Source organism: Streptomyces griseorubiginosus, assembly GCF_001514195.1.
Taxonomy (GTDB): Bacteria; Actinomycetota; Actinomycetes; order Streptomycetales; family Streptomycetaceae; genus Streptomyces; species Streptomyces griseorubiginosus.
Window position 1 is genome coordinate 851,600 of record NZ_KQ948735.1, and the last position, 19,141, is coordinate 870,740.

Genomic DNA, 19,141 nt, shown 5'->3' on the forward strand with positions numbered 1-19,141 from the left:
GTGTCGATCGGCGGGAGCCGCGTTCGACGCTTGGGTGAAAGGGCGCACCGGCGCCCCCCGCTCAAGGAGACATCATGCAGATCCGAGCCCGCCTCAGCATGAGTGCCGACGGCTATGTGACCACCCCGAGCGGCTGGCCCGCACTCACCGCCGACCCCGCGTTCGTCCCCGGGCAGAGCCACGGCATCCGCGAGTTCCTGGCGGACTGCGAGGCCGCGCTCATGGGCCGTACGACCTTCCAGCCCGCCCTCACCAACAGCCGCTGGCCGTGGCCGGACCTCGACGTGTTCGTCCTCGGCTCGCACCGCCCGGAGGGCACCCCCGACCACGTCACCACCGACGACGATCCGGCCCGGCTCCTGGAGAAGGTCCGCGCGGCCAACCGGGGCGGGGACGTCCACCTCGTCGGCGGCCCGCGGACCATCGCGACCTTCCACGCGCTCGGTGCCCTGGACCGCCTCGAACTGGTCGTGCTGCCCCTGCTGTTCGGCGGTGGCAGCCGGCTGACCCCGGCGCTCAGCCCCGACACCGGGCTGACCTTCCTGAGCCAACGCGCCCTGCCCGGCGGGGCGGTGGAGATCGTCTACTCCTGTGCCGGGCGCCGGGGCGATCTGCCCGGAAGGCCCGCCGAGCAGGTGTGAAAGTTCTTTCTGTTACTTTCTCGACTCTTGCTGTAAACATTTCAACAGCGGTACGTTCTCGCCGGCGCCAGGCAAAGACGCCTGGCCGTCCGGCAAGGAGAACCCCCACGTGATATCGAGATGGTCCGCAAGAGCCACCGCCACGGCCGCCGCCACCGTGTTCGCCGCCGCGGCCGCCGTCCTCGCCCCCAGCGCCGCCCAGGCCTCCCCGCCGGGCGCCAAGGACGTCACCGCAGTCCTCTTCGAATGGAACTTCGCCTCGGTCGCCAAGGAGTGCACCACCACTCTCGGCCCCGCCGGATACGGCTACGTCCAGGTCTCCCCGCCCGCCGAGCACATCCAGGGCCCGCAGTGGTGGACCTCGTACCAGCCGGTGAGCTACAAGATCGCCGGGCGGCTCGGTGACCGGACGGCGTTCCAGAACATGGTCAACACCTGCCACGCGGCCGGGGTCAAGGTCGTCGTCGACACCGTCATCAATCACATGGCCGCGGGCAGCGGCACCGGAACCGGCGGTTCGTCGTACACGAAGTACAACTACCCGGGCCTGTACTCCTCCTACGACTTCGACGACTGCACCTCCCAGGTCACCAACTACCAGGACCGCTGGAACGTCCAGCACTGCGAACTGGTCGGCCTCGCCGACCTCGACACCGGTGAGTCGTACGTCCGCGGCGCGATCGCCGGGTACATGAACGACCTGCTCTCCCTCGGTGTCGACGGCTTCCGCATCGACGCGGCCAAGCACATCGACACCGCCGACCTCGCCAACATCAAGTCCCGCCTCAGCAATCCGTCGGTGTACTGGAAGCAGGAGGTCATCTACGGCAGCGGGGAGGCGGTCCAGCCCACCGAGTACACGGGCAACGGGGACGTCCAGGAGTTCCGTTACGCCTACGACCTCAAGCGGGTCTTCAACAACGAGAACCTCGCCTATCTGAAGAACTACGGTGAGGGCTGGGGGTACATGAACAGCTCGGTGGCCGGCGTCTTCGTCGACAACCACGACACCGAGCGCAACGGCTCCACCCTCAACTACAAGGACGGGGCGAACTACACGCTGGCCAACGTCTTCATGCTTGCCTATCCCTACGGCGCCCCGGACATCAACTCCGGCTACGAGTGGTCCGACAAGGACGCGGGCCCGCCCAAGAACGGCTCCGTGAACGCCTGTTGGCAGGACGGCTGGAAGTGCCAGCACGCCTGGCCGGAGATCCTCCGCATGGTCGCCTTCCGCAACGCCGTGCGTGGCGAGTCGGTCACCAACTGGTGGGACAACGGCGGCGACGCCATCGCCTTCGGGCGGGGAGCCAAGGGCTACGTGGCCATCAACCACGAGTCGAGCGGCCTGACCCGCACCTACCAGACCTCGCTGCCCGCCGGGACGTACTGCAACGTGCAGAACAACACGAGCGTGACGGTCGGCTCCAACGGCCAGTTCACCGCCACCCTCGGCGCCAACACGGCACTCGCGATCTACACGGGCAAGTCCACCTGCTGACCAGCCCCAGGCGACCCCTGCTCCGGCTGCGCACGCCGGGGCAGGGGTGGTCGTCCGAGTATCTCGATGTACACGATCCGGCCGTTGACCACGTCGAGGATCAGATCCCCTGACGAGGGCGGCAGCGGCACGCAGCGGTGCCCCGGCCCGTACGGCTGTCCCTGCGGATGCTCCGCCGTCCGGATGCTCTGGCAGAAGTCGTCCCCGCAACCGCACGCGCCGACCAGCCGGACATCCCACACGCAGATGGCCAACTCGCGCTCCCCCTCCGCTTCCAGGAGGGCGGCGAGTTCCTCGATCAGCTCCGGGTGGACCGCGCGCACCAGGGGAGGTTCCTGCTTCATGCGGGGAAGGTAGCCCAGCGCCGCCCGCGAGGCCACCGAGTAAGGGCGGCACACGGGCGCCCAGGTGAAAGTTCTTTCCGGTCGTTTCACGGCTCTTGCTGTAAGCCTTGCGGCGGCGATACGGTCGCGCGGGGTCGGACCCGAAGAGCCGTACATCGCAAGGAGTCCACGTCAGTGATACCGAGATGGCCGGTGCCGTCGAGGCGCCGCACCGCGCATGCCGGACGGGTCGCCGCGGTCACCGTGACCGCGCTGGCCGCAGCGCTCGTCCAGCCCCTGTCCGCCCGTGCGGACACCCCGCCGCCCCCGCCCTCCGACGCGCGGCTCGCCGCCCAGCCGGCCCGGCACGACGACACCCGTGAGCAGTTCTACTTCGTCCTGCCGGACCGTTTCGCCAACGGCGACACCGCCAACGACAAGGGCGGTCTGACCGGTTCCCGCCTCTCCACCGGCTACGACCCCACCGACAAGGGCTTCTACCAGGGCGGCGACCTCAAGGGCCTCACCAAGCGCCTCGACTACATCAAGGGGCTCGGCACCACCGCCATCTGGATGGCCCCGATCTTCAAGAACCGGCCCGTCCAGGGCACCGGCGCCAACGCCTCCGCCGGCTACCACGGTTACTGGATCACCGACTTCACCCAGGTCGACCCGCACTTCGGCACCAACAAGGACCTGGAGACCCTGATCTCCAAGGCCCACGCCAAGGGCATGAAGGTCTTCTTCGACGTCATCACCAACCACACGGCCGACGTCGTCGACTACGAGGAGAAGTCCTACGACTACCTCTCCAAGGGCGCCTTCCCGTACCTGACGAAGGACGGACGGCCCTTCGACGACGCGGACTACGCTGCCAAGGGGCACTTCCCCGCGGTCGACGCCGACTCCTTCCCGCGCACCCCGACGGTCACCGACAAGCGCGCCAAGGTCCCCGCCTGGCTCAACGACCCGACGATGTACCACAACCGCGGCGACTCCACCTACGCGGGCGAGTCGACCACCTACGGCGACTTCTCCGGCCTCGACGACCTGTGGACCGAGCGCCCCGAGGTCGTCTCCGGCATGGAGAAGATCTACCAGCGCTGGGTCAGGGACTTCGACATCGACGGCTTCCGGATCGACACCGTGAAGCACGTGAACATGGAGTTCTGGACCCAGTGGGCCACCGCCCTCGACGCCTACGCGGCCGAGCAGGGCCGGAAGAACTTCTTCATGTTCGGCGAGGTCTACTCCGCCGACACGTCGATCACCTCGCCGTACGTCACCCAGGGCCGCCTCGACGCCACCCTGGACTTCCCCTTCCAGGAAGCGGCACGGCAGTACGCCTCCCAGGGCGGCAGCGCGCAGAAACTCGCCGGTGTCTTCGGCGACGACTACAAGTACACGACCGACAAGGCCAACGCCTACGAACAGGTCACCTTCCTCGGCAACCACGACATGGGCCGCATCGGGTACTTCCTGAACCAGGACAACCCGAAGGCCACGGACGCCGAACTCCTCGCCAAGGACCGGCTCGCCAACGAGCTGATGTTCCTCAGCCGCGGCAACCCCGTCGTCTACTACGGCGACGAGCAGGGCTTCACCGGCACCGGCGGCGACAAGGACGCCCGCCAGACGATGTTCGCCTCGAAGGTCCCCGACTACCTCGACGACGACGAGATCGGCACCACCCGCACCCACGCGAGCGACGCCTACGACACGAAGGCCCCGCTGTACCGGCAGATCGCCGCACTCGCGGGGCTCCGCAAGGCCAACCCGGCGCTGACGGACGGCGTCCAGGAGCAGCGGTACGCGGCGGACGGGCCCGGGATCTACGCCTTCTCCCGCACCGACGCGAAGACCGGCCAGGAGTACGTGGTCGCCTTCAACAACGCGGCCGAGGCCAAGTCGGCCTCCTTCGCGACCGGTTCGGCGCACATGGCCTATCGCGGGATCTACGGCACGCACGCGACGGCGACGTCCGACGCCGGCAAGCAGATCACCGTCACCGTCCCGGCGGGCTCCGCGATCGTCCTCAAGGCGGCGGGCAGGCTCGCCGAGCCCGCCACCAAGCCGACGATCACCCTCAAGGCCCCGGCCGCCGGTGCCACCGGCACCGTCGAGCTCACCGCCGACGTGGACGGCGGACAGCTCAACCGGGTCGTCTTCGCCGCCCAGACCGGCACGGGGAAGTGGCGGACGCTCGGGTCGGCGGACCACACCCCGTACAAGGTCACTCAGACCCTCGGGAAGGACCTCAAGCCCGGAACCGCCCTGCGCTACAAGGCCGTCGTCGTCGACTCGGCCGGCCGCACCGCATCGGCCACGGCCGAGTCCGTCACCGGCACCCCGCCCGTCGTGGAGCCCCCCACCGCCTCCTCCCGGGACTACGCGATCGTCCACTACAAGCGCACCGACGGCGACTACGCCGACTGGGGCCTGTACGCCTGGGGCGACCTCGCCGACGGCGAGTCCACCACCTGGCCCGCGAGCCACCCCTTCACCGGCCGGGACGCGTACGGCGCCTTCGCCTACGTCAAGTTGAAGCCCGGCGCTTCCAGCGTCGGCTTCCTCGTCATCGACAAGGACGGCAACAAGGACGTCGCCACCGACCGCACGATCGACGTCACCAAGACCGGCGAGGTGTGGATCGAGCAGGGCAAGGACGCCGTACAGACCCAGCGGCCCGACTACCCGGCGCAGGACACTACCAAGGCGGTCGTCCACTACCACCGCGCCGACGGCAACTACGACGGCTGGGGCCTGCACGTCTGGACGGGCGCCGCGAACCCCACCGAATGGTCCAAGCCGCTGGAGCCGGTGCGGACCGACTCCTACGGGGCCGTGTACGAGGTGCCGCTCAACGCCGGTGCCACGAGCCTGAGTTACATCATCCACAAGGGCGACGAGAAGGACCTGCCCACCGACCAGTCCCTGGACCTCACGGCGAACGGCCACGAGGTGTGGCTGCTGAACGGCCAGGAGGAGTACCTCCTCCCGCAGCCCGCCGGGTCCGCCGCCGCGCTCGACCTGACCACCTCCAAGGCGGTCTGGATCGACCGGAACACGGTCGCCTGGAACGGCAACGACAGTGCCGCCTCCACCCAGTTGCTCTACTCGCGCGACGGCTCGATCGCCGTCAAGGACGGGACGCTGACCAGTGACGACGAGCGCTGGCTGCGGCTGACGAGGACCGCCCTCACCGACGCCCAGAAGGCGAAGTTCCCCCACCTGAAGGACTACACGGCCTGGTCCGTCGACCCGCGGGACCGCGACCGGGTGAAGCAGGCCCTCACCGGGCAGCTCGTCGCCTCCCAACGGGCCGCCAACGGTGCCGTGCTGAGCGCGACCGGCGTCCAGATCGCCGGCGTCCTCGACGACCTGTACCCCGCCGCGACCAAGGCCCGGCTGGGCCCCGTCTTCCACCAGGGCCGCCCCACGCTGTCCGTGTGGGCGCCCACCGCGCAGTCGGTACGGCTTGAGCTGGCCGGCTCCACCGTGCCGATGCGCCGCGACGCCACCACCGGCGTCTGGTCCGCCACCGGCCCGGCGTCCTGGAAGGGCAAGCCCTACCGGTACGTCGTGAAGGTCTGGGCGCCCAGCGTCGGAAAGCTGGTCACCAACAAGGTCACCGACCCCTACTCCGTGGCCCTCACCACCGACTCGGCACGCAGCCTCGTCGTCGACCTCGCCGACAGGGCCCTGGCACCGGGCGGCTGGTCGACGTACACCAAGCCGAAGGCCGTACCCCTCAGGGACGCCGAGATCCAGGAGCTGCACGTCCGGGACTTCTCGGTGGCGGACGACACCGTGCCCGCGAAGGACCGGGGCACCTACCTCGCCTTCACCGACAAGAACAGTGACGGCTCCCGGCACCTGAGGCAGCTCGCGAAGGCGGGCACCTCGTACGTCCACCTCCTGCCCGCCTTCGACATCGCCACCATCCCCGAACGCCGCGCGGACCAGGCGACCCCCGGCTGCGACCTGGCCTCCTACCCGGCCGACTCCGACCAGCAGCAGGCCTGCGTCGCCAAGTCCGCCGCCAAGGACGCCTACAACTGGGGCTACGACCCGTACCACTACACGGTCCCCGAGGGCTCGTACGCCACCGACCCCGACGGCACCGGCCGTACGGTCGAGTTCCGCAGGATGGTCAAGTCCCTGAACGAGGACGGCCTCAGGGTCGTCATGGACGTCGTCTACAACCACACCGCGGCGAGCGGACAGGCAGCCACGAGCGTGCTCGACCGGATCGTGCCCGGCTACTACCAGCGGCTCCTCGCCGACGGGTCGGTCGCCAACAGCACCTGCTGCGCCAACACCGCCACCGAGAACGCGATGATGGGCAAGCTGGTCGTCGACTCGATCGTCACCTGGGCCAGGGAGTACAAGGTCGACGGCTTCCGCTTCGACCTCATGGGCCACCAGCCCAAGGCCAACATCCTGGCCGTCCGCAAGGCCCTCGACGCGCTGACCCTCAAGAAGGACGGCGTCGACGGCAAGAAGATCATCCTCTACGGCGAGGGCTGGAACTTCGGCGAGGTCGCCGACGACGCCCGCTTCGTGCAGGCCACCCAGAAGAACATGGCCGGCACCGGCATCGCGACCTTCTCCGACCGCGCCCGCGACGCGGTGCGCGGCGGCGGCCCCTTCGACGAGGACCCCGGCGTCCAGGGCTTCGCGTCCGGGCTCTACACCGACCCCAACTCCTCCAAGAACAACGGCACTCCGGAGGAGCAGAAGGCCCGTCTCCTGCACTACCAGGACCTCATCAAGGTCGGTCTCTCCGGCAACCTCGCGAAGTACCGCTTCACCGACACCGCCGGCAAGGAGGTCACCGGCGCCCAGGTCGACTACAACGGACAGCCCGCCGGATACGCCGACGCGCCCGGCGACGCTCTCGCCTACACCGACGCGCACGACAACGAGTCGCTGTTCGACGCGCTGACGTACAAGCTGCCCGCGGACACCAGCGCCTCCGACCGGGCCCGCGCGCAGGTCCTCGCGATGGCCACGGCCGCCCTCTCCCAGGGCCCGGCGCTCTCCCAGGCGGGCACCGACCTGCTGCGCTCCAAGTCCCTGGACCGCAACTCCTACGACAGCGGTGACTGGTTCAACGCCATCCACTGGAACTGCCAGGACGGCAACGGCTTCGGGCGCGGACTGCCCATGGCGGCCGACAACACGTCCAAGTGGCCGTACGCCAAGCCCCTGCTGGGCTCGGTGAAGGTCGGCTGCGCCCAGATCGAGGGCGCCTCGGCCGCCTACCGGGACCTGCTGCGGATCCGTACGACGGAGAAGGCGTTCTCGCTCGCCACCGCGGACCGGGTGCAGTCGCAGCTGTCCTTCCCGCTCTCCGGCAAGGACGAGACACCCGGCGTCATCACCATGGAACTCGGTGACCTCGTGATCGTCTTCAACGCCACCCCGAAGGAACAGGACCAGCGCGTCGGGGCCCTCGCCGGAAGCACCTACCAGCTGCACCCCGTGCAGCGGGCAGGGGCGGACCCTACCGTCAAGCAGGCCTCGTACGACAAGGAATCCGGTACCTTCGCCGTTCCTGAGCGGACCGTGGCCGTTTTCCAGCGCCATCCCTAGCTGAACGCATTACCTTGGTGGAGCGGACCCAGAACCCCGGTCCGCTCCACCGGTGTTGCCCGAGGGGGTGACAGATGGACGTCAAAGGCAAGCTGACGGGCACGACCGTGCTGGTCGTGGACGACGTGGAGGCCAGCCGGTACGCCATGGGCACCGTGCTGAGCCGCGCGGGGCACCGGGTGGTCCCGGTCGCCTCCGGCAGGGAGGCCCTCGCCGAACTCGACACCCGGCTGCGCAAGGGCACCCTCCCGGACGTGGCCCTCGTGGACGTGGGGCTGCCCGACATGAGCGGCTTCGACCTGTGCCGCCTGTTCAAGGAGCGCCCGCACACGGCCGGGATGCCCGTCGTGCACTTCTCGGCCTCCGCCGTGCCGCCCGCCGTGCACTGCGCGGGCATGGACATGGGCGTCGAGGCCTATCTGAAGGTGCCCGCCGAACCCCTGGAGATCGAGGCCGTGGTCCGGGCCGCCGTACGCAACGCGCAACTGCGGGCCGGCGACCAGGCACTGGTACGACGGCTCACCCTGCTGTCCGAGACCATCGTGACCATCCAGTCCGCCCGCACCCTCCAGGAGCTCTCCGACGCGGCCGCCGAGGGCGTCTCGCGGCTCACCGGCACCCCCGCCGCCGTCTTCGTCCTCGACCAGGACGACCAGCTCTACCGCGGCCTGTCCCGCGACCGCATCCCCGTCTCCCTGCCGGACGTCGAGGCCGACCGGACCGTCGCCGGGCTGCTGCGCCGGCTCACCCGCGGCCAGGCCGGAGTGCAGCTGACCACCGTGCCCGCGCCGCTGTGGCCCGCCGGGTACTTCCGGCCCGGTGTCGAGCACGACGCCCGGCTCGCCCTCGTCGTCACCCAGGACGGCCACGCCCCGGTGTGCCTGGCCGCGCCCGCCCGCGGCATGCGCAGGGTGGGCCTGGAGGGCGAGACCCTGCTGGCCCAGCTCGCCCAGGCCACCGCGCTCGCCGCCGAGCCGCTGCTCATGTACAAGGTCGAGCGGCATGTCGCCCTCACCCTCCAGCACAGCTTCCTGCCCCAGCCGCACCGGCTGCCCGACCTGCCGGGCCTCGACATCGTGGTCCGCTACGTCCCCGCCTCCCGGCAGACCGAGATCGGCGGCGACTTCTACGCGGCGCTCCGCGTGGACGAGGGCATCCTCACCGCGGTCGGCGACGTCGTCGGGCACTCCCTGGACGCGGCGACCGTCATGGTCGAGCTGCGGCACGCACTGCGGGCCTACGCGGTCGACGAGAGCGACCCGGCCGTCCTCGCCGAGCGCCTGGACCGCACGCTCCAGCGCTACCACCCCGACACCACGGCGACCGTCTGCCTGGCCCTGGTCGACCCGGGCACCGGGCGCACCCGGATCGCCAACGCCGGGCACATCCCGCCCCTGATCGTCCGCGACACCGGCACCGCCGACTACGTCAAGGCGTCCGGCCCGCTGCTCGGCGTCGGCCTGGTCCATCCGCCGGCCACCGAACTCTTCCTCGAACCCACCGACCGGCTCCTCATGGTCACCGACGGCCTCATCGAGACCCGGGGCACCGACCTCACGACCTCGATGGAACACCTGCGCGCGGCCGCCTCCGGTGCGCTGCCCGGCCTGAACGCCCTGTGCGACACCCTGCTGGACACCTTCGGTCACGACCGGGAGGACGACATCGCGATGCTGGCGCTGCGGCTAGGGTGACTTTTCCGTCGCCTTGGAACAGGAGTGCCCATGCCGCAGATCACCATCGAACGCTCCCCGTATCTCGACCACGTCGACTGGGAGGAAGTAGCCCTGGCGCTGCACCCGGTCGTCGTCCAGACGGCGGCGGCGAAGCTCGAGGCGTGCAAGACCCGGGTGCTGCGCAGCGAGGACGAGGCGGTCGGCGGCGAGAAGGACAACCAGGCGATCGTGAACGTGACGCTGGCGCTGCTCGCCGGACGGTCCGAGGAGACCAAGGCGAAGCTCACCGAGGCCGTGCTGGAGGTGCTGCGCAAGCACGTCGGACCCGCGGACGGCCTCACCGTGCACCTATCCGCCGAAGTGCGCGACCTGGACGCCTCCTACGCCAAGGCCGTCCTCTAGGAGGCCAGCGAGATCAGCCGTGCGGCGAGGTCGGTGAACGGGCCGTCGTGCGGCTCGTCCTTGAGCATGTGCCGCAGCAGCGCCGTCATCTCCTCGTCGTAGGCCGCGCCCACCGCGGCCAGCGCGGCGAAGTCGTGGACGAGCTGCGACTCCAGCTCGGCGCGGGGGATGCGCCGGCCGTCGAGCCAGATCAGGGCCGTCGACTCGGCCAGCGAGATCCAGGAGCGGATGAGCAGTTCGAGGCGTGCGGGCGGGTCCGTCACCCGCAGATGGGACAGGATCTGCTGGTAGGCGACCTGTCGTACGGAGTCGATGAGCGCGTTGGTCGCCGAGGAGCCCACGGCGGGGCCGCCGCGCATCAACGCCGAGAAGCCGGGCCCGTGTTCGTCCACGAAGTCGAAGAAGCGGCGCATCACCCGCAGCAGCCGGCCGCCCAGCGAGCCCTCGTGCGGCTCCTCGAAACGGCTCGCCAGGTCCTCCGCCGCACGCTTCAACGCGGCTTCGTACAGGCTGAGTTTGCCCGGGAAGTAGTGGTAGACCAGCGGCCGGGAGATGCCGGCCGCCGACGCGATCTCGTCGATCGAGACCTCGTCGGGCGAGCGACGGGCGAACAGTTCGAGGGCGACGCCGATCAACTGCTCACGCCGTTCCTCGACTCCCATTCTTCGACGCACCCCGGTAGTCATACGAACACCTTACCGATCGGATCCGGCCCGGAACGGACCGGTCCGGCCACTGGTGTTCACAGGGTCGACACGAGTCGCGCACTTGAGGCCCATGACGGACCGGTTCGCCGCACTCCTCAACGCCCGCCCGCCGCAGCGGAGTTCGCGCATGCCGGCGGTCCGCTAGCGGAGCCCGTTGACCGCACGCCCGTCCACCAGCGTTCCCTTCAGCCCGGCCTGCGCCCCCTGCTCCGCCTTCACGGCCAGCAGGTTGCCCTGGGCGGACCCCTTCACCCCGCCCGTCGCCGTGATCGACGCCGTGCCCCGGCTGCCCGCCGCCAGCAGGTACCAGGACCCGCCGCCGGACTTCCACAGCACGCCGGCCAGCACCTGCGGATCCTTCGCCCCGCACGCCGGGACGTTCTCGCCCTTCGCCGCCACCGCCCCGTACGTCCCGCCCGGCGTGCGGAACTGGGCCAGCACCCGCTCCCCGCCGCCCTGCCAGGTCTCCGCCCGGGTGCACACCCAGTCCGCCCTGCCGCTCGCGTCGGGCAGCGGCTGCGTCGCGTAGGCCCAGGCGTTCACGCTCCGCACACCGGAGGACCGCATCGCACCCAGCGAGCAGGCGTACGGCGCCCACGCGCGCAGTCCCTGCGCCCCGGCCGCGTCCTTGACGGACCCCGGGCGGCCGGTGGTGAGGCGGGCCGGGACCAGTTCGCCGAGGTCGGTCAGCAGCCGGGTGCCGGAGGCGTCCGTCAGCTGGAGCACGTTCCAGGAGGTGCAGGCACCGCTCTGGACGGGGCCGGCCATCGGGGCGGTGGTGCCGTCGGTGAGCGGCAGGGCCATCGCGCCGGAGCCGGGCTTGAGCAGGTCCCGCTCGGCCGCCTTCGTCACCCAAGGGGCCGTCAGATAACGGATGTTGCCGTCGGCGCGGCCCAGCACCACCGCGCTCGCCTGGGCCTGGTCGGCGCCGTCGACCCGGGCGAAGTCGAGGGCGGCCCCCTTGGTGCTGTCGCGCGGTTCGGCGTAGCGGACGATGCGCAGACCGTCGTAGAGGATGACCACGCGCGCGTTGTCCACGGTCCCGGCGTACAGGAGCTGTGGCGGTCCGGAGGGGCCGCCGGACGGGGTGCCGGGGGTCGCGGAGACCTGGACGGTCCCGCCGGGGCGGGCCCAGACGGCGAGGGCGCGACGCAGCAGGGCGCTGTCGCCGGTGAGGTCGCCGCGCGCGGGCCACACCGAGAAGTCGGTGCGGGCGGAGGACTCCCACGCGGCGGCCGGGACCTTGACCAGCAGGGCCGGGTCCAGGGCGGCCTGGGCGGCGGGGTTCTGTGCGTAGGCGGGTGCGGCGGCGCCGTCGGGGCCCCAGCCGTCACCGGGCATGCCGAGCAGCGCCCCGCACACGGCGACGGCCGCGGCGGCGGCCAGCGCGGCCTTGGTGTGCTGCCGGCGCCGCATCAGGTCGGTGGGGCGGACCTGGAGCGAACAGGCGTCGAACTCGGGGGAGTCGAGGAGGGCGTACTGCGCGCTCTCGGAGTCGGCCTCCTTCAGCGCCGCGTCCACGTCGGCCACGCCCGCGGCCGTGAGCACCTTGCGTACGTCGCCGTCGGGGAGCTTCTCCAGGCCGCGCAGGACACAGGCGGCGCGGGCCGGTCCGGTCAGGGCCGACAGGCGCTGGTCCAGGGCGAGTTCGTCCGCGCCGCCCGAGCGCGGGAAGAGCTTGAGGCCCCACACCTGGGGGAGCAGCGGCGGGAGCTGGGCGCGCTTGGGCCACGCCAGGCGCTTGAGCGGACGGCCCGCCTCCAGTGCCGCCCGTACCACCTGGAGCCGGACGAAGGCGTAGCCCGGGTCGCCCTCGCGGCCGGCCGACTGGGCCGGGATGACGGAGGCCGAGGCCTTGCCCCGCGGCAGGGCACGCTGGACGAGGGCGTGCGCGGTCAGGACCCGCCTGCTGCGGCCCAGGCCGGGCGGCAGCACCAGATAGGCGAGCCGGACCAGCCGGGGATAGTGCTCGACGAGCGCGGCCTCGGCCTGTTCCACGTCGACGACGGGGTCGGAGGCGGAGCCTGCGGCGGGTGCGGGGCGCGGGGCGACATCCTGTGACTGCACGTTCAGCAGAACGAGCGAATCGTGGGTTGGTCACCGCCACCCGGGCGAATCAGCCCTCCGGGTCGACCAGCGCGCGGGCGTAGTTGGCCATCGACCGCTGGTAGCGCGGCAGATGCGGGGCGAGCGCGCCCAGGACGAGGGACAGGCCCTCGCGGTCCCGGCCGAGGCTGGACAGGCACAGCGCGAGCGTGGCGCGTACCGCGTCGTCCAACTCGTCCGACGGGCCGTCCAGTTCGGGGGTGAGCAGCTTGACGCCCTCCTCCGCCTGCCCGATGTTCCGCAGGGAGCTCGACAGTTGGATCTTTGCACGCCGCCCCTTGTATCCGGACAGCCCGCCCGCGAGAGCCTCCCGGTACAGCGGGGCCGCCTTGTCGGAGTGCCCCGTCGAGTCCCACGCGCAGGCCCGCTCGAACGCGCCGAGCGGACTGCCGTCGGGCAGTTCGGCCACGAGGGCGTCGATCACGGCCCGGAACTCGGCCGCCCGCTCCTCCGGATACTCGTCGAAACTCGCCCAGGCGGCGTCGACCCGCTTTTCCCAGTCCTCGTTCACCGGCACACTTTCGCACATCCGTATCAACCGTGACACCGGGATTTGAGCGTCCCGCGCCCCGCAGCCGTATGGGGAAGGACGGACCCCCGCCGGGGCCCGTCCGACGTGACCCCGTGACCGGAGGAACACATGAGGTTGACCCGACCGATGCTCGCGCTGACCGGCGCGGCCGCGGCGCTGGCGCTGGCGGGCTGCGGATCCGGCGGTGACGCGAAGGCCGCAGCCGCGGTGCCGCCGGCGGCGACCGGCAGCCTGGAGCACCTCGCCGCCGAGGTGAAGTGCACGCCCAACATCCAGATCGACGCCGACGAACTGCGCCAGGCCGTCTGCAAGAAGTCCAAGGACGCCGACGGCAAGTTCATCCTCGCCACCTTCGCCACCGACCGCGGCCAGCGCGAGTGGATCAACGGCGCCAAGGACTACGGCGGTCACTTCCTGGTCGGCCGCAAGTGGGTCGCCGTCGGCGACACCACCAAGACGGTCACCGTGCTGCGCAAGACGCTCGGCGGGGACATCGAGGAGGGCGTGGACCACTCGAAGATGGGCGGCGGCGCCTCGCACTCGGCGCACTGAACCGCTCCGCCCGCTGAACCACTCGGCCCACCGGGACCACGCACACGAGAAAGCCGGCGGTGAGGGATCCTCACCGCCGGCTTTCTCATTCAGTCACGCTGTCACTGGCACCGCTTGCCGGTGTTGATGCAGTTGACCATCTTGTTCATCAGGTTCGTGGAGAAGAAGTTGATGAAGTCGTTGTGGTCGGTGATCGGCTTGTGCAGGTTCTCCGGGAAGGTGTCCACCGCGTAGGGGTTGATCACCTTGCCGTTCTGGAGCTTCGGGGCCGGGACGTTGTAGACGAGCCGGACCTGGAGCTGCGGGATCGCCTTGAAGCCGTTGGCGCAGGAGCCGTCGCCCTGGACGAACGCCACGTGCGTACGGTGGTTGGCGCTGTCGATGTTCTTGCCGTCCCAGCAGCTCTGGAAGTTGGTCGTGCGCACCACCTGGCTGCCCTGCGGGCAGATCGGGTACTTGTCGTGCAGCTGGACCTTGTTCTCGAAGCCGGTGCAGGACCAGTTCACGTTGGCGTTGGCGTTGCCGTTGACGAAGGCCTTGGCGTCACCGGTGATGATGCGCAGCGCGGTCGGCATGGCGACGACGTTGCCCCGCTTGTTGCCGACGAACTTGATCTGCGCCTGGGAGGCCTGAAGGATCTTGCCGACGTTGCCTTCCTTGCCGCCACCGTCCTTGTTCTGGTCGAAGTCCTGCGTGCCGTTCTGCAGACGCAGCACCGGCCAGAAGTACGAGGACTTGTCGCCCTGGTTCTGGCAGGTGCTCTGCGCGGCCGCCAGCTCCTGGTCGCTCGCGAAGGCGTCGTTGGACTGGTTGCCGACGTAGTCGTGCAGGTGGTGGGCGCCGTTGGCGACACCGGGGGCCACGATCACGTTGTCCGTGTTGTGGTTCTTGTTCCCGTTGGTGCCGCACTTGGTGATGAACACACCCCGCGAGCCCGAGTTGCCGTTGGCCGGCAGACCGTTCTGGCCGACGCCGAGCTGGGCGTTGCCCTGGACCTTGGTGATGTCCACGAAGTCCGACGCCACCGGGCCGTTGCCGCCCTGTCCGCCGTTGCCCTGCTGCTGGCCGCCGTTCTGCTGACCGCCGTTCTGCTGGCCACCGTTGTTCTGCTGGCCACCGTTCTGCTGCTGACCGCCATTCTGCTGCTGGCCGCCGTTGTTCTGCTGGCCGCCGTTCTGCTGCTGGCCACCACCGGCGTTGGTCTGCGGGGCCGCGTTCTGCGTGGTGCAGGCCGACAGCTGGCTGAGCGAGTTGTCGAACTGTCCCCCGACCCGCTGGATGTCGATGCGGATCCGGTCGATCGTCGCCGCCCGCTTCTCCTTCAGGGGGCCGACGATGGCGTTCTGGACGAAGCTCGCGTCCTGGGCCTGGGCCTGGCGCGTCGAAGCGAGCCTGGCGTAGGCCTCGGTGATCTGCTTGTCGAGGTTCGCCAGCTCCGCGGCGACGCCGTTGCGTGCCTGCTGCGGCACGTTCGTCAGCTTCTGACCGACGTCCGGGCACGAGATGGTCGCCACCTGCGCGGCGGCGGCCTTGGTCTGGTTCTGCTGCCAGCCGTTGTTGTTCGACTCGTGCGCGGATGCGTAGAAGTTCGCCCAGATCAGCCCGCCCCCACCGAGCGCTAGGGCCGCCGACGCGGCTATGGCCTTGGTGGCCATCGACGAGCGGCGTTTACGTGTATTGCGTCCCATGGAACTCCTCTGACTTCCTTTTTCGGGGCTATCGAGGCGCCCGACAGGAGTGAAGCGGCGCCATCCCATACGCACGCCGTCCCAGGGGTGTTCACCCGCCTCACAAACAAATCAGAGGTTTACCTGGTCTTGGTACATCAACAGCCCGGTGAGCAGCAGGAGTTACAGAAAATAAGGAGCTGCTCACCGGCCCCGGTCGAGGAACGCGAGCACCGCGAGCACGCGGCGATTGTCATCGTCCGACACCTCAAGGCCCAGTTTGGTGAAGATGTTGGCGGTGTGCTTGGCGATCGCCCGTTCCGTCACCACGAGCCTGCCGGCGATCGCCGCGTTGGTCCGCCCCTGCGCCATGAGGTCCAGCACCTCCCGCTCCCGGGGCGTGAGCCGGGCCAACGGCTCGTCGTGCGCCGCCCGCCGGGTCAGCAACTGCTGGATCACCTGCGGGTCCATCGCGGTACCGCCCGCCGCCACCCGCCGTACCGCGTCCACGAACTGCTCGGCGTCGAACACCCGGTCCTTGAGCAGGTACCCCACCCCGCCGCTGCCGTCGGCCAGCAGCTCGCGCGCGTACAACTGCTCCACGTGCTGCGAGAGCACCAGCACCGGCAGCCCGGGTCTGGCCCGCCGGGCGTCGAGCGCGCACTGGAGCCCCTCGTCGGTGTGCGTCGGCGGCAGACGTACGTCGACCACCGCGACGTCCGGCTCCAGTTCGGCCAGCGCCCGGGCCAGCTCGGGCCCGGACTCGACGGCCGCGGCGATCTCGAAGTCATGTGCTTGAAGGAGCCGCACCAGTCCGTCCCGCAGCAGGAAGAGGTCTTCGGCTAGGACAACGCGCAAGGAATCTCCATGGTGACCATGGTGGGACCGCCCGCGGGCGAGCTGACGGCCAGGACGCCGTCGAATGTACCGAGCCGCCGCTCGATCCCGGAGAGTCCCGAACCGGCCGCGATCACCGCACCGCCGCGGCCGTTGTCGGTGACGACGATCCGCAGCATCTCCTGGGCGTGATGCAGGTCGATCCAGATCCGGTCGGCGCCCGCGTGCTTGACCGCGTTGGTGAGGACCTCGCTGACCGCGAAGTAGGCGGCCGACTCCACCGGCGCGTCCGCCCGGCCCCCGAGGTCGACGGCCACCTCGGTCGGCACCGGCAGCCTCAGCGCCAACGCCCGTACCGCGTCGCCCAGTCCGCGCTCGGCCAGCACCGGCGGGTGGATCCCGCGCACCAGGTCGCGCAGCTCGGCGAGCGCGTCCACCGAGGACTGGCGGGCCTGGGCGAGCAGCTTCTTCGCCTGGGCCGGGTCCTTGTCGAGGAGCGCCTCGATGGTGCCGAGATCCATGCCCATGGCGACCAGCCGGGCCTGCGCCCCGTCGTGCAGGTCCCGCTCGATGCGCCGCAGTTCGGCCGCCGAGGTGTCCACCGCGTCCCGCCGGGTGTCGGTCAACACCCGCACCCGCTCGGCCAGTTCGGTCCGGCTCGGGGCCAGGAAGGTCCGGGTGAGGGTGAAGTGCGCCTGGAGCAGGCGGGGGGCGTAGAGGTAGGCGAGGGCGAGCAGGGGGAGGGCCAGGGCACCCGCGGCGAGCCCGGACGCCTGGTCGGTGACGTGGACGAAGCCGTACCAGTAGCCGTCCACCTTTGACAGCGGCTGCCACAGCCCGGCCGCGACCGCGAGTCCCTCCAGCGGATAGAGGACCAGCACCGCGGGCAGCAGCGCCGTCACGTACCCGGCCGTCATGTCGACCTGGAGCCAGCGCAGATCCCGCCAGGTCGCCGGGTCCCGCAGCAGGGCGTAGGTCCGCGCCCAGGTGTTGGCGCCCTCCGGCAGCGGCCGGTACGCCGACGGGATCGGCACCCCGCCCCACTCGGCCGCGAGCACCCGCCGCCAGTCGGCGAAGGCCCGCACGCCCTTCACCGCCCACGGGGTGGTGTACGCCCCGATCCCGATCGGCACGAGGGAAATGGAGATCAGGGTCAGCACGGACAGGAGCAGCGCCCCCGGCAGTGTCACCAGCGTCAGCGCGAGCCCCCGTACGGCCGCGAGGCCCATGGCCCGCGCCCTCGTGCCCCAGCTGCCGTTCACCGTCTGCATGGTCATGACGTCAGTCTGGTCGAGGCGGGGACGGGGGTCACTGGGTCTGGCCGCCCTGCCCGGGGGTGGTGCCAGGTACACCCCGCAGACGGGTCGCACGGCTTTTACACCGTGAGACGCGCCACAGCACCACCAGGTAACACGGGGTTCACATTCGAGCAATGGACGGGAAATCGCCTGTTGACAGGCTCGCGCACATCAAGAGGCGGCGTTTCAGTGCCGCAGCGCCGCAGCACCCGCAAGTGCGCCCAGACACACCCCCGAAGGATGTGGCCCGTGAGCTTCAAGGCTGAGTACATCTGGATCGACGGCACCGAGCCGACGGCCAAGCTCCGCTCCAAGACGAAGATCCTCGGTGACGACGCCAAGGGCGCCGAGCTGCCGATCTGGGGCTTCGACGGGTCCTCCACGAACCAGGCCGAGGGGCACTCCTCGGACCGTGTGCTCAAGCCGGTCTTCTCCTGCCCCGACCCGATCCGCGGCGGCGACGACATCCTCGTGCTGTGCGAGGTCCTCAACATCGACTTCACGCCGCACGAGTCCAACACCCGTGCCGCGCTCACCGAGGTCGCCGAGAAGTTCGCCGCGCAGGAGCCGATCTTCGGCATCGAGCAGGAGTACACGTTCTTCAAGGACGGCTACCCCCTCGGCTTCCCCAAGGGCGGCTTCCCGGCCCCGCAGGGCGGCTACTACTGCGGTGTCGGCGCGGACGAGATCTTCGGCCGTGACGTCGTCGAGGCGCACCTCGACAACTGCCTCAAGGCGGGCCTCGCGATCTCCGGCATCAACGCCGAGGTCATGCCCGGCCAGTGGGAGTTCCAGGTCGGCCCGGTCTCCCCGCTGGAGGTCTCCGACCACCTGTGGGTGGCCCGCTGGCTGCTCTACCGCACCGCCGAGGACTTCGGCATCTCCGCGACCCTGGACCCGAAGCCGGTCAAGGGCGACTGGAACGGCGCGGGCGCGCACACCAACTTCTCCACCAAGGCGATGCGCGAGGGCTACGACGCGATCATCACCGCCGCCGAGTCGCTGGGCGAGGGCTCCAAGCCCCTGGACCACGTCAAGAACTACGGCGCCGGCATCGACGACCGCCTGACCGGCCTGCACGAGACCGCCCCGTGGAACGAGTACTCCTACGGCGTCTCCAACCGCGGCGCCTCGGTCCGTATCCCGTGGCAGGTCGAGAAGGACGGCAAGGGCTACATCGAGGACCGCCGCCCGAACGCCAACGTCGACCCGTACGTCGTCACCCGCCTGCTCGTCGACACGTGCTGCTCCGCGCTGGAGAAGGCCGGCCAGGTCTGATCCGCACCGCGCTTCCCGAGGGG

14 protein-coding genes are annotated in these 19,141 nt (G+C 70.3%); 7 read left to right on the forward strand and 7 right to left on the reverse strand.

Annotated elements, in window-relative coordinates:
* Positions 1 to 74 precede the first annotated feature (74 nt).
* Together AQJ54_RS10185 and AQJ54_RS10190 are read left to right on the forward strand one after the other, a co-directional pair.
* Positions 75 to 641, forward strand: a complete 567-nt coding sequence (locus AQJ54_RS10185) for a dihydrofolate reductase family protein (protein WP_062236179.1) — start codon at positions 75 to 77, stop codon at positions 639 to 641.
* Between the two features lie 109 nt (positions 642 to 750).
* On the forward strand, positions 751 to 2,142 hold the full coding sequence (locus tag AQJ54_RS10190) for an alpha-amylase (protein ID WP_062236182.1): 1,392 nt from the start codon (positions 751 to 753) through the stop codon (positions 2,140 to 2,142).
* Here AQJ54_RS10190 and AQJ54_RS10195 read toward each other — a convergent pair.
* Positions 2,118 to 2,486 carry a hypothetical protein gene (locus tag AQJ54_RS10195; RefSeq protein ID WP_248845337.1) on the reverse strand — a complete coding sequence of 123 codons (369 nt, stop codon included), beginning with the start codon at positions 2,484 to 2,486 and terminating at the stop codon, positions 2,118 to 2,120. The genes AQJ54_RS10190 and AQJ54_RS10195 overlap by 25 nt on opposite strands.
* Before the next feature lie 174 nt (positions 2,487 to 2,660).
* Between AQJ54_RS10195 and pulA the strand changes: the two genes are divergently transcribed.
* From pulA to AQJ54_RS10210, 3 genes are all read left to right on the forward strand, one after another.
* Entirely contained in the window at positions 2,661 to 8,063 is a 5,403-nt protein-coding gene (gene pulA / locus AQJ54_RS10200) for a pullulanase-type alpha-1,6-glucosidase (protein ID WP_062236188.1), read from the forward strand.
* Between the two features lie 74 nt (positions 8,064 to 8,137).
* Positions 8,138 to 9,757 (forward strand): SpoIIE family protein phosphatase, encoded by a 1,620-nt coding sequence (locus AQJ54_RS10205; protein WP_062236190.1) that lies wholly within the window; start codon positions 8,138 to 8,140, stop codon positions 9,755 to 9,757.
* Positions 9,758 to 9,787: 30 nt separating this feature from the next.
* Positions 9,788 to 10,141 carry a 5-carboxymethyl-2-hydroxymuconate Delta-isomerase gene (locus AQJ54_RS10210; protein ID WP_062024936.1) on the forward strand — a complete coding sequence of 118 codons (354 nt, stop codon included), beginning with the start codon at positions 9,788 to 9,790 and terminating at the stop codon, positions 10,139 to 10,141.
* Here the strand turns inward: AQJ54_RS10210 and AQJ54_RS10215 are convergent.
* The 3 genes from AQJ54_RS10215 to AQJ54_RS10225 form a co-directional block, all read right to left on the reverse strand.
* The gene (locus tag AQJ54_RS10215; protein WP_107047926.1) at positions 10,138 to 10,827 is read right to left on the reverse strand and encodes a TetR/AcrR family transcriptional regulator; all 690 of its coding nucleotides are present in this window, start codon (positions 10,825 to 10,827) and stop codon (positions 10,138 to 10,140) included. The genes AQJ54_RS10210 and AQJ54_RS10215 overlap by 4 nt on opposite strands.
* 162 nt (positions 10,828 to 10,989) lie before the next feature.
* Positions 10,990 to 12,915, reverse strand: coding sequence for a hypothetical protein (locus AQJ54_RS10220; protein ID WP_062236193.1), 1,926 nt, complete (start codon positions 12,913 to 12,915; stop codon positions 10,990 to 10,992).
* A 49-nt stretch (positions 12,916 to 12,964) separates the two neighbouring features.
* Positions 12,965 to 13,483 (reverse strand): tetratricopeptide repeat protein, encoded by a 519-nt coding sequence (locus tag AQJ54_RS10225; protein WP_030325441.1) that lies wholly within the window; start codon positions 13,481 to 13,483, stop codon positions 12,965 to 12,967.
* A gap of 111 nt (positions 13,484 to 13,594) precedes the next feature.
* On the opposite strand from AQJ54_RS10225, the gene AQJ54_RS10230 reads away from it, so the two are divergent.
* A complete protein-coding gene (locus AQJ54_RS10230) occupies positions 13,595 to 14,038 on the forward strand; it encodes a hypothetical protein (protein ID WP_079069805.1) in 444 nt (147 codons plus the stop codon).
* Between the two features lie 101 nt (positions 14,039 to 14,139).
* Here the strand turns inward: AQJ54_RS10230 and AQJ54_RS10235 are convergent, their stop codons facing one another.
* From AQJ54_RS10235 to AQJ54_RS10245, 3 genes are all read right to left on the reverse strand, one after another.
* Positions 14,140 to 15,726, reverse strand: coding sequence for a DUF1996 domain-containing protein (locus AQJ54_RS10235; RefSeq protein ID WP_062236195.1), 1,587 nt, complete (start codon positions 15,724 to 15,726; stop codon positions 14,140 to 14,142).
* Positions 15,727 to 15,909: 183 nt separating this feature from the next.
* Entirely contained in the window at positions 15,910 to 16,563 is a 654-nt protein-coding gene (locus tag AQJ54_RS10240; protein ID WP_062024929.1) for a LuxR C-terminal-related transcriptional regulator, read from the reverse strand.
* On the reverse strand, positions 16,548 to 17,819 hold the full coding sequence (locus AQJ54_RS10245) for a sensor histidine kinase (protein ID WP_062236197.1): 1,272 nt from the start codon (positions 17,817 to 17,819) through the stop codon (positions 16,548 to 16,550). Before AQJ54_RS10245 ends, AQJ54_RS10240 begins: the two co-directional genes overlap by 16 nt.
* A gap of 270 nt (positions 17,820 to 18,089) precedes the next feature.
* Here AQJ54_RS10245 and glnII point away from each other — a divergent pair, with 270 nt between their 5' ends.
* Positions 18,090 to 19,118, forward strand: coding sequence for a glutamine synthetase (gene glnII, locus AQJ54_RS10250; RefSeq protein ID WP_062024926.1), 1,029 nt, complete (start codon positions 18,090 to 18,092; stop codon positions 19,116 to 19,118).
* Positions 19,119 to 19,141 lie beyond the last annotated feature (23 nt).